Origin of the sequence: Sinorhizobium sp. CCBAU 05631 (assembly GCF_002288505.1) — a bacterium.
Lineage (GTDB): Bacteria > Pseudomonadota > Alphaproteobacteria > Rhizobiales > Rhizobiaceae > Sinorhizobium > Sinorhizobium fredii_C.
Genome location: NZ_CP023063.1, coordinates 2,090,127 through 2,107,716 on the forward strand (window position 1 = coordinate 2,090,127; position 17,590 = coordinate 2,107,716).

Below are 17,590 nucleotides of genomic sequence, written 5' to 3' on the forward strand. Positions count from 1 at the left end.
CATCCGATCCGCCGGGATCACGTGAAGATCTTGCCCGGGTTGAAGATGTCGTCCGGATCGAGCGAACGCTTGATCTGCCGCATCAGATCGATCGTTCCGCCGAGCTCCGCTTCCAGGAACGGCATCTTGCCCTGACCGATGCCATGCTCTCCCGTACAAGTACCATCCATCGACAGTGCACGGCTATTCAGCCGTTCGACGAAAGCCTCGACCCGCGCCACGTCGGCTGGGTCCTTGTCGTCGAACAGCACACCGACGTGGAAATTGCCGTCGCCCGCATGGCCGACGATCGGGGCGATCAGCCCATGTGCGGCGATATCCTCATGTGTCGCGGCGACGCAATCGGCAAGCCGCGAAATCGGTACGCAGACATCGGTCGCCAGGATGGCGGCGCCGGGCTTCAGGCTCTTCTGCGCCCAGTAGGCATTGTGCCGCGCTCGCCACAGGCGCGCCCGCTCTTCCGGGTTGGTGGTCCAGACAAATCCTGTAGAACCAAATTCCGACGCTATTTCGGCGAACTGGCGCGATTGCAGCTCGACGCTCTCGGTGCTGCCGTGAAATTCGACGAAGAGCGTCGGCATTTCCCCATAGTCCAGACCGGAATAGGCGTTGCAGGCCCGCATCTGCACGGCGTCGAGGAGTTCGATGCGGGCTACGGGAATGCCCGACTGAATTGTCAGGATGACAGCGTTGCAGGCGTCGGCAATCGTCGGGAACGGGCAGACGCCGCCCGATATCACCTCCGGGATGCCCTGCAGGCGCAGCGTGATCGAGGTGAGGATGCCGAGGGTCCCTTCCGCCCCGACGAAAAGCCGCGTCAGATCATAGCCGGCCGAGGACTTGCGGGCCCGGTGTGCGGTTCTGACCTCTCGTCCCCCGGCGACGACCGCGGTGACCGCAAGCACGTTCTCTCTCATGGTGCCGTAGCGCACCGCATTGGTGCCGGACGCCCGCGTCGAGGTCATGCCACCGATCGAGGCATTCGCGCCCGGGTCGATCGGGAAGAAGAGGCCTGTATCGCGCAGATAGGCGTTCAATTCCTCGCGCGTCACGCCCGGCTCGACCGTGCAGTCGAGGTCCTCGGCATTGACGGCAAGGATGCGGTTCATCCGCATCATGTCGACCGATATGCCGCCATGCGGCGCATTCACATGGCCCTCGAGTGAAGAGCCGGCGCCGAAGGCAATGAGCGGCACGCAATGCGCCGATGCGATCTCGACGATCTCGCGAACTTCGGATGCACTTTCGGGAAAGACGACCGCGTCCGGAAGCTGTGCCGGGATGTAGGTCGTCGTGTTGGCGTGCTGGGACCGGATGGCCTCTCCCGTCTGAAACCGATCACCGAATCGTCCGCCGAGGAGCGTCTTGGCTGCGGCGATGCCGCTTTCGTTCCTCGACCCCGCCCTGATCGCCTTCAACGCCACGACATCTTCCCTCCTGCGACGTACATGCCGAAAGGCAGCCGCCGCAACGTTCTTTAACGCCCGCACAATCTATCCTCAATTCGACGCCGAATTAAGGAGTTATACAGTCACCAACTGCGGAAAGCCGCCGGGCAGTCCGCTTCGCATCGGATCGCGCTGCGCTCCAGCCGTTCGGTGACCGCTTTGCCCTGACCGTCCGCCAAGGACGCTCGATCGACCTCCAACAGGCCAAGGCAGAACGTCGATGGCGAAGCGCTTTCATTTCAAGGCGCTACTGTGCAAATCGGAATCGGTTTGTCCAGAAGTTACGCGATCCCTTGCGGCGCGCGCATCCCAAATCACCGCCGCTGATACCGGCTTGTCACAAACCTCGCACGCCTCGCGGAAGCGCGCAATGGAGGACGGCCATCAGCCTATAATGCAGCTTTTGTTTGCGAGCCCTTCGGGTATCATGTCTGAAAACGGGAGAGCGTCTGATGTTCGGCCTGCTCGCTTTGATTACGTCATCCGTCTTCTTCGGCGCCGCCATTTACATCAACATTGCAGAACAGCCGGCCCGGCTTCGCCTCGACCACCGCGCCGCACTGGCAGAGTGGGGTCCAGCCTATCGCCGCGGCTTCGAGATGCAGGCCTCTCTGGCGATCATATCCGGTCTCCTCGGCGCTGCCGCCTGGTGGCAGAGCGGCAACCCCCTTTGGGGCCTCGGCGCCGCCGTCATTATCCTGAACTGGCCCTATACGCTGATGCTGATCATGCCGATCAACAACCGTCTGGAGACGACGCCCCCGGACCAGGCGAGCGAGGAGACGCGCGAGCTCATCATGCGCTGGGGCAAATTCCATGCCGGTCGCAGCGCTCTCGGCGCGGTTGCAACGGCAATCTATCTTGCTGCAGCCGCTGACCGGATGTGAGCTAGACGATTTCTGCTAACACCTTGATCGAGCTTGGCGATCTCGGCTGCAACCGGCCGGGCAAGGCGCCCCTACTTCGACACAAGATGTAACCCGCTGCCGGCTGTCATCTCCTGTGGGATCTCGAGTTTTGTATACAAAATCGCATAGCAATGTTGACAATAATGTACTTTAGGCTTTCCCTAACACATCCGCAGCCACATCGCGCCGGATGAAAAATGGGGAGTGAGATGATCAACAGACGCTCGACATTGAAATCGCTGGCGCTTGGCGCCGTTTCATTTCTGGCTATCGTGGCGGGAGGAGCGTTTTCCGCGCAGGCCGAGAACAAGGAGCTCAAAATCGGTTTCGTCGGTGTGACCAGCGGTCCCGCCGCAGCTTGGGGCACATCGAACGTCCGCTCGATGCAGACGCGGGCCGACTGGCTCAACGAAATGGGTGGCGTGAAGATCGGCGAAGATACCTACAACATCAACATCGTCACCTTCGACGACCAGAAGGACCCGAAGCGGGCCATCGCCGGCATGGAAAAAATGGCCCAGGAAGGTATCCACTACGTGGTCGGACCGAATGTAGATGACGGCGCTGCCGCCGTCCGCCCGGTGGCGGAATCCAAGGGGATCATCTATTTCCCCTATGCCTTCCCGAAAGCCCTCTATACGCCTCCGGCTTCGAATGCCGTGCTCGGAATGGTCGCCAACTATCAGTCGGGACCGGCCATCTACAAATATCTGAAAGAAAACAAGGGTGTGAAGAAGGTTGCCTTTATCGCGGCCAACGAATCCGATCCGCTCAGCCAGCGCGACAGCGGCGTTGCCGCGGCCAAGGAACTCGGGCTCGAGGTGGTCGCGGAGAAAGACACCTACCAGAACGACACCCGCGACTTCACGCCCGTGCTGACACCGATCGTGCAACTGAAGCCTGACCTCCTCGTGCTCTCGGGTGTCGCACCGGCAAATGCGCCGCTCCTGATCCGCGCGGCCCGCGAACTCGGTTACGAGGGCCTGATCTCGGCGGAAACTGCGCAGGACGCCACCGTCCTGCAAGAGGGCGCTGGCGAACTTGCCAATGGTTTCATTTCCGTCGGTGGCGCGTCGACGCCGGAAATCCGCACGCCGGTGATGGAGGAGTTCATCGATCGCTACACCAAGAAGTTCGGCGAATACAATGACGAGTCGAACACCAAGGTCTACGCGCTCGAGTACATTATCGAGACGCTGAAGGCGAACCCCAAGGCGATCGATGACGTCGAAGAGTTCAAGAAGACCATGGACACCTTCTCGGCGCCCAATCCCTACGCCAAGGACAGCACACTGAAATATGTCGGCGCTACCTCCTTCGGCCAGAAACGACAGCTCTCCGTTCCGATGGTGGTGACCGAGTTCAAGGACGGCCAATTCCAGACCCTGTTCGTCGGCGAAGTGGACTGACGCTCGCAGACCGAGAGGCCGAGGGCGCGGCTCGCGCCCCCCGGCAAACTCAAAGCGCTTCGCACCGCCAAGCTCGACAGGGGCCGATTCGCCGCATGGAACAGGTAATTGCCAACGGACTCTATCTCGGCGCCCAGTATGCGCTGATCGCGTTGGGGCTGACGCTGATCTTCGCCCTGATGAACGTGCTCAATTTCGCGCACGGGCAGATGTATGTGCTGGGCGGCTTCGTGACCTACACGATCTATGGCCAGCTCAAGCTGCCATTCGTCGTGGCGCTGATCTGCTCGGGCGTGACGCTGGCGATCATCGGCGCACTCATGGAAAAGTTCCTCTTCCGGCCGGTGGTCCGCCGCAGCAAGCGCGAGGAGAGCACGATGCTGCTGGCCGCGGCGACGGCATTCTTTCTTGATGCCGTCATGCTGCTCCTGTTCGGCGAGAAGCAGCGAGGCGTGCCGAAGATCATCAGCGGCGTCTTCGTCTCCGACAGGGTAATCCTGCCCTACGACCGCATTGCCGTCGGCGTGATCGCCATCCTGATGATCGCCGCCTTCATGCTCTTCATGCAATACAGCAAGCCCGGCCGCGCCATGCGGGCGCTGGCGCAGGACCGCGTTGCGGCACAGTTGATGGGCGTCAAGGTCGAGCGCTACTCGATGATCGGCTTCGCGCTCGGGGCGATGCTTGCGGGCGTCGTCGGGGGATTGCTCGTCAGCATCACCGGAGTGAATTCCGGTATAGGCGGGCCGATCTCCATCAAAGCCTTCCTTATGGTGATGATCGGCGGCGCCGGGGTCGTCGGCGGCGCGATTGCGGGCGGCTTCATCCTTGGCATGATGGAATCGGTGGGCCTGACCGTGCTGCGCGAATATGGCGACATCACCTACCTCGTCATCTTTGCTCTGCTGATGATCTTCCTAAGCATCCGTCCGCACGGGCTGATGGGAAAACCGTGGGGTTGATCGCATGCGCAAGACTTCGGCTCCCACCTTCAAGATCGCCTCGGCAGTCCTTTTCCTGCTCGTCCTGCTTGTCGCAGTGCCGCTGCTGATCAACTCCACGGGACGAAGCGACCTCTACTATACGCTGACATCGGTGGCGCTGCTCAGCATCATCAGCGCGGGCGTGTGGATCACCTTCTATATTGGCCGCATCAATATCGGCCAGGGCGCATATGCGTTGATGGGCGGCTATGTCTCCGCCATCCTGGTGATGAATTATGGCATGTCCTTCTGGCTGACACTGCCATTGGCGGGTCTCTTCTGCGCCGTCGCGAGCGTGCTGATCGGCCTGCCCATCCTGCGGCTGCGCGGCGTCTATTTCGCAATGGTGTCGCTGGTATTGACCGAGGTTGCCCGCCTTCTCGCCCTTGCTCTGCCGATTACCAATGGTGCCAGTGGCATCGTCAGCATTCCGCTGCCGACCGGCATTAGCTTTTTCGGCCTAACGCTCGTTCCGGATTTTGCCACACTGGCCAATCCCCGTCTGGCCTTCTATATCGTTGCGGTGCTTTTGATGGCGCTCTGCTTTCTCGGCCTCTACCGGCTCGCTCATTCCCGCATCGGACAACTCTGCCAGTCACTGCAGCAGAACGAGGAACTCGCTTCGTCGATCGGCGTCAACATCGCCTATCTCCGCGTCATCGCCTATGCGCTTTCCTCCTTCCTCGGCGGGGTCGGCGGAGCGATGTTCGCCTCGATCTCCCAATCGATCTATCCGTCGAGCTTCACCGTCGCCGACTCGGTCAACTTCATGCTGAACTGCTTCCTCGGCGGGCTCGGCTACGTGCTCGGGCCGATGCTCGGTACGTTCGTGCTCTATTTCGGCTGGGATCTGCTGTTCCAGACCGGCGAATTCCAGCTCCTGATCTTCTCCGCAGTGCTGATCGTGCTGATGCTGGTCCTCCCCAACGGCCTCCTCAGCCTGGCACTCCCGCGCAAAAGGAGCCTCTAGCGATGCCGGACATCCTGGAAGTTGTCGGGCTTACCAAACGTTTCGGCGGCCTCGTCGCGGTCAACGACGTATCCTTCACCGTCCGTGAGCGCGAGATCCTCTCGGTGATCGGGCCGAACGGCGCCGGCAAGTCGACACTGTTCAAGCTGATATCATCCTTCCTCCGACCGACGCACGGCGAAGTCCGCTTCAATCGCGAGCGCATCTCCGGTCTCGCGCCGCACATCACTGCCCGCAAGGGCGTCGTGCGGACGTTCCAGGAAACGACGATATTCAAGGACATGACGGTCCGCGACAACGTCGTGACCGCCCATCATCTGCGTTCGCGCGCCAGTCTTGCCGGTTTCTACTTCGGGAGCGCTGCGGCGCGGCGCGATCTCGAGGCCTTCGGTGCCTCGGCGGACGAAATCCTTGTGTTCCTCGGACTGGACGCGATGCGCAGCGAGATTGCCAGCACCCTGCCGCACGGTCATCTGCGTGCACTCGGCATTGCGATCGCGCTTGCCACCGACCCCGCCATCATGCTCCTCGATGAACCTTTCGCCGGCATGAACCACGACGAGACCCGCCGCGCTGTCGAAATCGTCCGCAAGCTGCGTGAACGCGGCGTTACGGTGCTCCTCGTCGAGCACGACATGCCGGCCGTCATGAATATTTCCGACCGTATTGTCGTGCTCAACTTCGGCCAGAAAATCGCCGAGGGCACCCCGGCCGAAATCCAGCAGAACCCCAAGGTCATCGAGGCTTATCTCGGTGCCGAAGACGAATCGATCGGAATGTAGTCCATGGAGCCGCTGCTCAAATTCGATGACGTCGAACTCTACTACGACCACGTCTATGCGCTGAAAGGCGTCACCATTGAGGTTCAAGAGGGCGAGACCGTTGCGCTGATCGGAGCCAATGGCGCAGGCAAGTCGTCCATCCTGCGCGCCATCACCGGCTTGCGGAAAATCCGCAAGGGCGAGATCCGCTATCACGGGAAGCGCATCGACGGTGTCGCACCGGACGAGATCGTCCGGATGGGCATCTCGATGGTGCCCGAGGCGCGCCGCGTCTTTCCTTTCATGACCGTGCGCGACAATCTGCTGATGGGCGCCTTCACCCGCAGCGACAAGGCCGAGATTCAGCAGAGCATCGATATGGTGCTGACGCGTTTCCCGCGTCTCAAGGAGCGATATTCGCAGCAGGCCGGGACGATGAGCGGCGGCGAGCAGCAGATGCTGGTCATCGGCCGAGCGCTAATGGCCCGGCCGCGTCTGCTCCTGCTCGACGAGCCGTCGCTCGGTGTCGCTCCGAAGCTGGTGCAGGACATTGCCCGGTCAATCGTGGCGATCAATCGCGACGAAAAGGTCAGTGTGCTGCTGGTCGAGCAGAACTCGCGCATGGCGCTGAGGATCTCGCAGCGCGCCTATGCATTGACGACCGGCAAGGTCGCGCTCAGCGGCAATTCCCCTGAATTGCTAACCGACGAACGGGTCAAGCATCTCTATCTCGGCGGTGAATTCTAGGCAGCTCAATCATGCGCATACTCGTGATAAACCCCAATACGACCACGTCGATGACCGACAAGATCGGCAAGGCGGCACAAGCTGCGGCGTCGCCGGCAACGGAGGTCGTTGCTGTCAATCCCAAGGACGGCCCGCCGAGCATCGAGGGCTACTTCGACGAGGTCTTCTCGGTGCCAGGCATCATCGCGGAAATGGCGAAGGCAGGTACGATGGATGCCTATGTGATCGCCTGTTTCGATGACACGGGGCTCGACGCGGCACGCTGCGCCACCGAAGCACCCGTCATCGGGATCGGCGAAGCGGCCTTCCACCTCGCCACCCTCATTGCCGGCAAGTTCAGCGTCGTGACCACGCTTGCACGTTCGGTGCCGGCGATCGAACACAATCTGCTGAAATACGGTCTCTCGTCCCGCTGCGCCAAGGTCCGCGCCTCGGATGTGGCGGTGCTCGATCTCGAGCTACCGGGCTCGGACGCGCGCCACAAGATTTCCGCCGAAATTGCGCGTGCCGTCGCCGAGGACAAGGCCGAAGCAATCGTGCTTGGTTGCGCGGGGATGGCGGATCTCGCTCACGCTCTCTCGATCGAGCACGGTGTGCCGGTGCTCGACGGGGTCGCCTGCGCGGTCCGGCTCGCAGAAACAGTCTCGGCTCTTGGTCTCAGGACGTCGAAGATCGGCGGCTACGCCGAACCGCGCGCGAAACGATTCTCGGGGCGTTACGCGCCGTGGTCTCCGCCACTACAGCGCAGCGCGTCTAGTTAGACGCGCAAAAGGTCGCTGTAGCATTTTGAGATTGCTGCACGATTTTGTCCTTAAATCGATTTCGATGTTAGGGAATCACGCAGCAGGCAGGAACTCGACCGGCGCTCCAAAGCGCGACGTCCTCCGGGGCTGTCCGATTGGTTGGATTGACCGATGAGCACGCCCTATGAGAATTCATGAGCTTCGAGTCGAAGCGCGGACGTATTGGTCAGCGCGCACCGCATGACGCAAGCTCGCCAGAGACGATGAAATGTTGACGACCCTCAGGCCCGAAAAAGATCGCAAGAAACCGGCGGCGCGCTGGTCACCGATCTATCATGGTCTGAGGGATGCAATCGTCAGCCATCGGCTGACGCCGGGCACAAAACTGCCGGAGGATGAACTCGCCTCGATCTATTCAGTAAGCCGAACCGTCATCCGCGCCGCACTTCAGGCCCTCGCCCATGACTGGCTGGTGCGGCTGGAGCCAAATAGGGGTGCCTTCGTCGCGCAACCTTCGCCAAAGGAGGCACGCGAAGTATTCGAGGCCCGCGCACTGATCGAGCCCCGCGTAGCCGCGCTCGCCGCACAGGTCGCAAGGGCCGAGGACGTAACCTTGCTGCGTGGCCATCTCGAAAGAGAGCACGAGGCGCTGGACGCCGGGCGCGACAGCGATGCCATCATGCTGTCCGCCATGTTCCATGTCGGCGTTGCCGAGATCGCCGATCAAGCCGTCCTGACCGGCTTCGTGCGCGATCTTGTGTCGCACTCCTCACTGATCATCGCGCTTTATTGGAAGCGTCGGGATACAACCTGCGAGAGCCACGCGCATCATGCGCTGGTCGACGCCATCGAGGCACGTGATTCAGATAGGGCCGCGCAACTGATGAAGGACCATCTACACGATCTTCTGTCCGGCCTCGAGCTCAAGCGCACCGGCCGGAAACCGGAACATCTCGCCGACATCCTCCGCTGAGATCTCCTACAGCGCCGCGCGTCTTATCAGACGCGCAAAGGTCGCTGTAGCACTTTGAGTTGCTGCATGTCGTTGTCCTTAAATCGAGGTCGATTTAAGGAGACATGCAGTAGACCGGCCCCTCACCCTTTGAACGCCGCCGCCGCATCCATTTCCTCGTGCAGCTTGCGCTCCTCGTCCGCGTGCGGACTGGTGAAGCGGGCGATGACGAGATAGGCGACCGGGGTCAGATACAAGGTCACGATCACCGCAAGTCCAAGGCCGCCGACGAGCACCCAGCCGAGTGCGATGCGCGCTTCAGCCCCTGCCCCGCTCGCCAGCACCAGGGGCACGGCGCCGACGATCGTGGCGATCATCGTCATCATCACCGGCCTGAGGCGAATATTGGCCGCGTTCTCGATGGCGCTGCGCACGTCCTGCCCGCGGTCACGCAGCTGGTTGGCGAACTCGACAATCAGAATGCCGTTCTTCGCCATGATGCCGACCAGCATGACGAGACCGATCTGGCTGTAGATGTTCAGCGTGTTGCCGGTCATGATCATCGCGAAGACGGCGCAGGCGAGGCCGAGCGGCACCGTCGACATGATGATGATGCCGCTGACGAAGCTTTCGAACTGCGCCGCCAACACCAGGAAGATGATGACGATCGCGAAGCCGAAGGTGATGAAGAGGCCGCTGGCGTTCTCGTCGAGCGTCGCGGCTTCAGCGAGCGGCATGACACGCGACCCCGGCGGCAGCAGCGGCTCGGCCATGTCTTCCACCATCGTCAGTGCCTCGCCGAGTGCGAGGTCGGATTTCAGGCCGGCCGACAGCGAGACGGCGCGGAGCTGCGATTCGCGTGCAAGCTGGGGCGCCACGGCCTTCTCCTCGATCGTCGCGATCGACGACATCGGCACGATCCGGCCGTCGCCGGCCTTGACGAAGATGTTCTGCAGGTCGGTGGGATCGTTCAGCGGCGTGGTGGAGGAGAGCAGCTTGACCGGATAGGCCTCTCCCTCGACAAAGATGTCGACGACGCTGCTGCCGTCGAGCATTGCCTGCATCGCCCAGGAAAGCGCACTGATGTCGACGCCGAGGTCGGAGGCGCGCTCGCGGTCGATGGTCACAGACAATTGCGCCTGGTTCGCCTCGTAGTTCAGCCGCACGTTCTCGAAGCGGCCGGTATCTTCCACGGCCCGCACCAGTTTCGCCGCAGCATCGCCGAGCTTCGTATAGTCGTTGCCGACCAGCGCCACCTGGAGGCCGCTGCCGGCTCCCCGAATACCGAGGCTGTTGGGCTGTATGGCGAAGGCGCGGACCGAGGGAACCTTGGCGGTCACCTTGTTGATATCCGCGACGATCTGCTGCTGGGACCGCTCACGCTGCTCCCAGGAGGCGAGCGTCAGCACCATGAAGCCGCTATTCGCCGAACCGCCCTGGCCGGAAATCGAAAACGCATTGGTGACTTCGCCGGATTTGACGAGGGGCTGCAGCCCCTCCTCGATCCGGCGCATCTGGGCCTGCGTATATTCGAGCGAGACGCCTTGCGGCGCGTTGATCCGGAGCATCACCTGCGACCGGTCCTCGTTCGGCGTCAGCTCCGATTTCAGCGTCATGAACGCCGCCGCCCCGGCAACTGTGAAGAAGGCGGCGACCGTGAAGACGACGAGCGGCGCATTGAGGCAGGCGCGGAGCGTCACGCGGTAGAAGCCGGCGGCACGCTGGCCGAAGCGCGCCATCGGGCCTTGATGCGCATGCGCCTCGCTGGTCAGCATGCGCGAGGCGAGCATCGGGCAGAGCGTCAGCGAAACGAAGGAGGACAGCAGGATCGAGAAAGCGAGCACGAAGCCGAATTCGCGGAAAAGTCCCCCTGTCTGCCCCGGCAGGAACGAGAGCGGCACGAAGACGGCCGCCAGCGTCGCAGTGGTCGCCAGGACGGCGAAGAAGACCTCGAGCGTTCCATGCACGGCGGCCGCGCGTGGACCCAGGCCTTCCGCTCGGCGGCGCACGATGTTCTCCAGCACCACGATCGCGTCGTCGACGACAAGCCCGGTCGCCAGCACGATCGCAAGCAGCGTCAGGATGTTGATCGAGAAGCCGGCGAGATAGATCGCCGCCACCGTTCCGACAAGCGCAATCGGCATGCTGATCGTCGGGATCAGCGTCGCGCGCCAGTCGAGCAGGAATAGATAGATGACGAGCGTGACGATGAAGACGGCGACGACCAGCGCGATCTCCACCTCATGGATTGCGCCATTGATGAACACCGCATCGTCGCTGGTGATCTTGAGCTCGGTGCCCGCCGGCAGGATGTCCGAGGAGATCGTATCGACCACCTTGCGCACGCCTTCGGAAATATCGACGGTGTTCGACTGCGCCTGGCGGATGATGCCGAGACCGATGCCCTGGCGGCCATTGGAGCGCAACGCCGAACTCCCGGTGTCCGGGCCGAGCGTCACCGTCGCCACGTCGCGCAGCCGGACATTGCTGCCGAGGATCAGGTTCTCGAACTGCTCGGGCGTCTGCAGGTCCGCAGTCGCCCGGACCGAGATCTCCTGGCTGGCGCTCGTCAGCGAGCCGGCCGGGACGTCGTAGGAAGCATTCGCCAGCGCCTCGCGCAAATTGGCGACGGTGACGCCGCGCCCGGCGAGCTTCGCCTGGTTGAGGTCGATGCGGAAGATCTTCTCCTGGTCGCCATAGACGGTGACATCGGCAACGCCCTCGACGGCCGCCAGCCGGTCGCTAATCTCGTTCTCGACCAGCAGCGTCATGTCCTCCATCGACATGGTGTCGGAGGTCAGCGCCAGGCGCATGATCGGCTGGCTGTCGGAATCGGCCTTGACGATGCGCGGCTCTTCCACGTCGTCCGGCAGCTGGCCGCTGATCCGGCCGAGCGCATCGCGAATGTCGTTCGCCGCCTGGCCGATGTCGGTCGTGTCGGAAAATTCAAGCGTCACGCGGCTCCGGCCGAAGGACGACGACGAGGAAATGCCCTTGATGCCCTGGACGCGCGACACCGCCCCTTCGATGACCGATGTCACCTCGCGATCGATGGTCTCGGGCGAGGCGCCCTCGAACTCAGTCGTCACTGAGATGACCGGCTGGTCGACCTGCGGCAGCTCGCGGATCTCGATGCCGTTCCAGGCGGCAAGCCCCGCGACCACGATCAGCATGTTGACGACGAGTGCGAAAATCGGCCGGCGGATAAAGAGCGCGGTGAAGCCGGTCTTGCCGCCCTGCCCGCCGGGGTGACCGCCAATGCCGATGTTCATTGCGCGTCCCCCGCCACCTTCTGCTCGCGTTCGGGGCTTGCCTCGCCGGCTATGCGCACCGCGCCTCCGTCGCGAAGCCGCTGCACACCCTCGGTGACGATGCGGTCACCCTCGGCGATCTGCGCCTCGACCAGCACCTTGTCGGGATTGCGCTGGATGATCTTGATCGGCACGCGCTGGCTCTTGTCGCCGCTGACGCGCCAGATATAGGAGCCTTCCGAGCTCCACTGGATAGACAGCGGGTCGACGGTCGGATAGCGATCGCCGTCAAAGGCCATCGTGACCGAGAAGGACATGCCGGCACGCAGCATGTCGTCCGGATTTTCGATCCGCGCCCGCACCCGGAGCGTGCGGCTTGCCTGATCGAGGCGGTTGTCGATCGCATGAATGGCGCCGGTGAGCTGGCGGCCGGCTTGCGCCACCGCATTCGCGGTGACCGGCTGCCCCACGGAAATCTTGCTGGCGAAACGTTCCGGCACCCAGAAATCGACGAGGATCTGCGACCGGTCATCGACGACGGCGATCGGCGTCGACGTGGTGACGTAGTCGCCGACATTGACGGTGATAATGCCGACGATGCCCTTCGAAGGCGCCACGACGTCGCGCCGCTTGAGATCGAGCTCAGCCGTCCTCAGCGCCAGTTCGGCGGCCTGCATGGCGATCTCGGCGTCGCGGATCTCGACCGCAGTAACCGCGCGGGCCGTTCCGAGATTGCGATAGCGCTCGACCTTTTCCCGGGCGCTGTCGCGCGTCAGCCGGGCCTGCTCGGCGGCAATCATCTGCTCGTCGCTGTCGAGCCGCGCGATCACCTGGCCCTCCTCGATCCTGTCGCCGGATTTTACCAGGATTTCCGTCAGATTACCCGTGGAAGCGGGCGTCACGGTCACCGAGCGGATTGCTTCGCCATTGCCAATGGCGTTCAGCCTATTGTTGACGATCGCGCTCTCAGCCGGCCTGACGACCACGAGCGCCGCGTCCGAGAAGCCGCGCCCACCTTCTCCGCGCCCGCCATTGCGGGGGCCGCCGGCTCCCTCGCCGCCCGCAGATCCGGAGAGCGCATCGATCAGCGGATGCGAAACACCAATCGCCCCCAGCGTTTCACCCGCTCCGGGGGCAAAGCGCACCCAGGCGGCTCCCCCGACGACGAGTACGAGGAGGCTGACCGCCAGTTGCTTCAAAAAGCCCATGCATGTCTCCGAATAAGATACGCGCTCCAGCGCGGCGCGTACCGGCGGAACGTTCCGAGTTGCCGCAAGTATCATTGTTTGCGCGCCTTCGGGCAATCTCGGAACGCCATCATTACGCATTTGTAATGAAAGCGGAATTTGTTGTCCGCATCATGGCGCCCCCGCATGCCGGCGCTCGTCGATCGCTGTTTACAGCCGCCGCGGCTCGGCTATTCTGCCTCATGAAACCGGACGTTGAAAAAGGGGGGAGAAAGCACATGTGCGATGCATGCGTGATCGAATCGGTAAAGCAGCAAATGTTGTCGCGGCGCAGCTTCTTCCGCGCCGCCGCTGTCGCATCGGCGGGCGCCGCGGCCGCCGGCATGGGGGTCGCGCCGCCGGCGCTTGCCGCCGGCCATACGAGCGTCACCGACCTCACCCATGAACTCCATGAGGAGTTTCCGACCTTCTTCGTCTCGCAGCAGTTCTTCCGCGAGCAGAAGTTCAACTTTGCCGAACATACGTTCAACCTGTTCGAGCTCCGGGTGAACGAACATACCGGCACCCATGTCGATGCGCCGCTGCATTTCTCCGCCGACGGCCTCTCGGTCGCGGAACTGCCGGTCGAAAAACTCCTCGTGCCGCTCTGCATCGTCGACATTCGCGAGAGGGCGGCAGCCGACCCGGACGCGCAGGTCACACCCGAGGACATCAAGGCGTGGATCGCCGCCAATGGCGACGTTCCGGAGAATGCCTGCGTCGCCATGCTTTCCGGTTGGGCGGCCCATCTCGGCACGGAGAAGTTCCGCAACGCCGACGCCGAGGGAAAGCTGCACTTCCCCGGCTTCCATGTCGACGCAGCCAAGTTTCTGCTCCAGGAAACGAAGGCTGCCGGCATTGCCGTCGACACGCTCTCGCTCGATCACGGCATATCTCCTGACTTCGCCACCCACCGCGCCTGGCTGCCGGAGGGTCGCTGGGGGCTGGAAGCCGCCGCCAATCTCGACAAGCTACCGGCCAAGGGCGCAACGCTCGTCCTCGGCGCGCCGAAGCACCGCGGCGGCACCGGCGGGCCGGCGCGCGTTTTCGCCCTCGTTTAGAACCGCGGAAGGAAGCATCATGAGCACCGTTGCGCCGCCGTCCGACCCGGAATCGAACCTGCGCGTCAAGGCGGTTTTCGACGACATCCGCGCCACGCGGAAATCGGACTTCATCAACAATATGTGGCTGTGGCTCGCCTTCGATCCGGACCTGCTGGAACGCACCTGGGCGGAGGTCAAGGCGGTGATGGCGACGCCCTCGGCGCTCGATCCGCTGGTCAAGGAGATGCTGTACATCGCAGTTTCCGTCAGCAATGGCTGCGGCTATTGCATCCACTCGCACACCGCCGCCGCCAAGGCAAAGGGGATGAGCGAAGCCGAGCATGCCGATCTGCTGCGCGTCATTTCGCTTGCCGCCAAGACCAACCAGCTGGCGACCGCGCTGCAGGTCCCGGTCGATCCGGCCTTCGACGCCACGGCCGAACGATAGCGACATCGAAACACCAGCGCTGAAAACGCCTGTCTTTCCACAGGCTTGCAGAAATCCGACGAGACTCCGGAATAAAAGAAGAACATCCTTTCTGGCCTTTCGGTCCCGAATCACTACATTGGGCCGCATGAGCAAAGGTTTCGACGACATCCCCTTCTTCGACGAGGAGCCGGCGCCGCGCAAACCCGCCCCTGCCGCCGGCGGCATCGCGGCGCGCGCCATGGCTGCCCGCGACAAGGCGCAACGGCCGGACTATCTCTCCGGTCTCAACTCGGAACAGCGCGAAGCCGTCGAAACGCTGGAGGGCCCGGTGCTCGTGCTTGCCGGCGCCGGCACCGGCAAGACGCGCGTGCTGACCACCCGCATCGCCCATATCCTGTCGACCGGCCGCGCCTATCCCTCGCAGATCCTCGCCGTGACCTTCACCAACAAGGCGGCGCGCGAGATGAAGGAGCGCATCGGCGTGCTCGTCGGCCATGCGGTCGAAGGCATGCCCTGGCTCGGCACCTTCCACTCGATCGGTGTCAAGCTCTTGCGCCGCCATGCCGAACTCGTGGGGCTGAGATCCGATTTCACCATCCTCGACACCGACGACGTCGTGCGGCTGATCAAGCAGCTTATCCAGGCCGAAGGGCTGGACGACAAGCGTTGGCCGGCCAAGCAATTCGCCGCCATGATCGACACCTGGAAGAACAAGGGCCTCGATCCGGCGCATATCCCCGAGGGCGACGCCCGCGCCTTCGCGAACGGTAGGGGCCGCGAGCTCTACGCCGCCTACCAGAACCGCCTGGTGACGCTAAACGCCTGCGACTTCGGCGACCTGCTGCTGCACCCGATCCGCATGTTCCGCGCCAATCCGGACGTGCTCAAGGATTATCACGACAAGTTTCGCTACATCCTTGTCGACGAGTATCAGGATACCAACACGGCGCAATATATGTGGCTGCGGCTCTTGGCGCAGCGGCCGCAGAGCGGCAAGGCCGTCGTGAGAGAAACGCCTGCGGGCGAAGCCCGAGCCAGCCAAGGCTGGCCGGACGACGTTTCGTCCGCCCCCGCGGAGCGCAGCCGCGCAGGCGGCGACAGCGTGAGCGCAAACAAACAGCAGCAGATAAACATCTGCTGCGTCGGCGACGACGACCAGTCGATATACGGCTGGCGCGGCGCCGAGGTCGACAATATCCTCCGTTTTGAGAAGGACTTCCCGGGCGCCAAGGTCATCAAGCTCGAGCGCAACTACCGCTCGACCGAGCATATCCTCGGCACCGCCGCGCATCTGATCGCCCACAATGAGGGCCGGCTCGGCAAGACACTCTTCACCGAACGCAGCCACCCGGACGACGAGAAGGTGCATGTGCACGCCGCCTGGGATTCCGAAGAGGAAGCCCGCGCCGTCGGCGAGGAGATCGAACAGCTCCAGCGCCAGAAGCACAATCTGAACGACATTGCGATCCTGGTGCGCGCCTCCTTCCAGATGCGCGAGTTCGAAGACCGCTTCGTCACCCTCGGCCTCAATTATCGCGTCATCGGCGGCCCGCGCTTCTACGAGCGGCTCGAAATCCGCGACGCCATGGCATATTTCCGCCTCGTCTGCCAGCCGGCCGACGATCTCGCCTTCGAGCGCATCGTCAACACGCCGAAACGAGGCCTCGGCGACACCACCGTTCGAACCCTGCACGACTATGCCCGCGCCCGCGACATTCCGATGCTCGCCGCCGCAACCGAGATCATCGAGACCGACGAGTTGAAGCCGAAGGCGCGCAAGGCGCTGTTCGACGTCGTCACCGATTTCCGCCGCTGGCAGACCTTGCTCGAAACGACGCCGCACACGGAGCTTGCCGAACAGATCTTGGATGAGAGTGGCTATACGGCGATGTGGCAGGCGGACAAGTCGGCCGAAGCGCCGGGGCGGCTTGAAAACCTCAAGGAACTCATCCGCTCGATGGAGGCCTTCGAATCGATGCGCGGCTTCCTGGAGCATGTCGCGCTCGTCATGGATGCCGAGCAGAACGAGGACATGGATGCCGTGTCGATCATGACGCTGCACTCGGCCAAGGGCCTGGAATTCGACACCGTCTTCCTGCCGGGCTGGGAGGAAGGTCTCTTTCCGCATCAGCGGGCACTCGACGAGGGCGGCCGCGCCGGGCTCGAAGAGGAACGCCGCCTCGCCTATGTCGGGATCACCCGCGCCAAGCGCCGCTGTCACATCTGGTTCGTCTCGAACCGCCGCATTCACGGCCTCTGGCAGTCGACGATGCCGTCGCGCTTCCTCGACGAACTGCCGGTCGACCATGTCGAGGTCGCCGAGCAGGACGTCTCCTATGGCGGCTACAATCGCGGCGGCTATGGCCAATCCCGCTTCGACAAGGCCGATCCCTTCGAGAACAGCTACCAGACGCCCGGCTGGAAGCGCGCCCAGCAGCACCGCTCGGACGCCACCCGCGACAATTGGGGCAGCCGCTCCGGCCATGCCGTCGAACGCATCGGCTACGGCGAGTCAGGTCCCCGCACCCGCACCATCGAGGGCGAGCTCGTCGCCAAGTCGACGACTGCGGAACCGTCCCGCTTCAGCGTCGGCGACCGCGTCTTCCATCTGAAATTCGGCAACGGCAACATTGCCGCGGTCGAAGGCAACAAGCTGACGATCGATTTCGACCGCGCCGGACAGAAGCGCGTGCTGGATGGATTCGTGGAAAGAGTGTGA

The 17,590-nt window shown here is 63.0% G+C and carries 14 protein-coding genes; 11 read left to right on the forward strand and 3 right to left on the reverse strand.

Translation table 11 applies throughout. The annotated features are described in order from the left end of the window. Window positions 1-17: 17 nt before the first annotated feature. Entirely contained in the window at window positions 18-1,424 is a 1,407-nt protein-coding gene (locus tag SS05631_RS10340) for an FAD-linked oxidase C-terminal domain-containing protein (RefSeq protein WP_037415611.1), read from the reverse strand. Window positions 1,425-1,900: 476 nt separating this feature from the next. Between SS05631_RS10340 and SS05631_RS10345 the strand changes: the two genes are divergently transcribed. The 8 genes from SS05631_RS10345 (at window position 1,901) to SS05631_RS10380 (ending at window position 8,942) form a co-directional block, all read left to right on the forward strand. After that, complete coding sequence (locus SS05631_RS10345; protein WP_037415608.1) at window positions 1,901-2,335, forward strand: DUF1772 domain-containing protein; 435 nt, start codon at window positions 1,901-1,903, stop codon at window positions 2,333-2,335. 230 nt (window positions 2,336-2,565) lie between these two features. Continuing rightward, on the forward strand, window positions 2,566-3,765 hold the full coding sequence (locus tag SS05631_RS10350; protein ID WP_037415605.1) for an ABC transporter substrate-binding protein: 1,200 nt from the start codon (window positions 2,566-2,568) through the stop codon (window positions 3,763-3,765). A gap of 95 nt (window positions 3,766-3,860) precedes the next feature. Continuing rightward, window positions 3,861-4,727 carry a branched-chain amino acid ABC transporter permease gene (locus SS05631_RS10355; RefSeq protein ID WP_037415602.1) on the forward strand — a complete coding sequence of 289 codons (867 nt, stop codon included), beginning with the start codon at window positions 3,861-3,863 and terminating at the stop codon, window positions 4,725-4,727. Between the two features lie 4 nt (window positions 4,728-4,731). Further along, the gene (locus SS05631_RS10360) at window positions 4,732-5,718 is read left to right on the forward strand and encodes a branched-chain amino acid ABC transporter permease (protein WP_050988186.1); all 987 of its coding nucleotides are present in this window, start codon (window positions 4,732-4,734) and stop codon (window positions 5,716-5,718) included. A 2-nt stretch (window positions 5,719-5,720) separates the two neighbouring features. After that, the gene (locus tag SS05631_RS10365) at window positions 5,721-6,500 is read left to right on the forward strand and encodes an ABC transporter ATP-binding protein (RefSeq protein WP_037415600.1); all 780 of its coding nucleotides are present in this window, start codon (window positions 5,721-5,723) and stop codon (window positions 6,498-6,500) included. A gap of 3 nt (window positions 6,501-6,503) precedes the next feature. Further along, window positions 6,504-7,226 carry an ABC transporter ATP-binding protein gene (locus tag SS05631_RS10370; RefSeq protein ID WP_037415597.1) on the forward strand — a complete coding sequence of 241 codons (723 nt, stop codon included), beginning with the start codon at window positions 6,504-6,506 and terminating at the stop codon, window positions 7,224-7,226. 11 nt (window positions 7,227-7,237) lie between these two features. After that, entirely contained in the window at window positions 7,238-7,987 is a 750-nt protein-coding gene (locus SS05631_RS10375) for an aspartate/glutamate racemase family protein (protein ID WP_037415594.1), read from the forward strand. A 250-nt stretch (window positions 7,988-8,237) separates the two neighbouring features. Next, window positions 8,238-8,942, forward strand: coding sequence for a GntR family transcriptional regulator (locus tag SS05631_RS10380; RefSeq protein ID WP_037415590.1), 705 nt, complete (start codon window positions 8,238-8,240; stop codon window positions 8,940-8,942). A gap of 122 nt (window positions 8,943-9,064) precedes the next feature. Here SS05631_RS10380 and SS05631_RS10385 read toward each other — a convergent pair whose 3' ends face one another. Next, window positions 9,065-12,193 carry an efflux RND transporter permease subunit gene (locus SS05631_RS10385; RefSeq protein ID WP_037415586.1) on the reverse strand — a complete coding sequence of 1,043 codons (3,129 nt, stop codon included), beginning with the start codon at window positions 12,191-12,193 and terminating at the stop codon, window positions 9,065-9,067. Next, window positions 12,190-13,380, reverse strand: a complete 1,191-nt coding sequence (locus SS05631_RS10390) for an efflux RND transporter periplasmic adaptor subunit (RefSeq protein ID WP_037415582.1) — start codon at window positions 13,378-13,380, stop codon at window positions 12,190-12,192. The genes SS05631_RS10385 and SS05631_RS10390 overlap by 4 nt, the downstream gene beginning before the upstream one ends. Before the next feature lie 257 nt (window positions 13,381-13,637). Here SS05631_RS10390 and SS05631_RS10395 point away from each other — a divergent pair, with 257 nt between their 5' ends. The 3 genes from SS05631_RS10395 to SS05631_RS10405 all read left to right on the forward strand — a co-directional run bounded on the left by SS05631_RS10395 (window position 13,638) and on the right by SS05631_RS10405 (window position 17,590). Further along, window positions 13,638-14,459 (forward strand): cyclase family protein, encoded by an 822-nt coding sequence (locus SS05631_RS10395; protein WP_095677974.1) that lies wholly within the window; start codon window positions 13,638-13,640, stop codon window positions 14,457-14,459. Window positions 14,460-14,478: 19 nt separating this feature from the next. Further along, window positions 14,479-14,889, forward strand: a complete 411-nt coding sequence (locus SS05631_RS10400; protein ID WP_037415560.1) for a carboxymuconolactone decarboxylase family protein — start codon at window positions 14,479-14,481, stop codon at window positions 14,887-14,889. Between the two features lie 127 nt (window positions 14,890-15,016). Next, window positions 15,017-17,590, forward strand: coding sequence for a UvrD-helicase domain-containing protein (locus SS05631_RS10405; protein ID WP_095677975.1), 2,574 nt, complete (start codon window positions 15,017-15,019; stop codon window positions 17,588-17,590).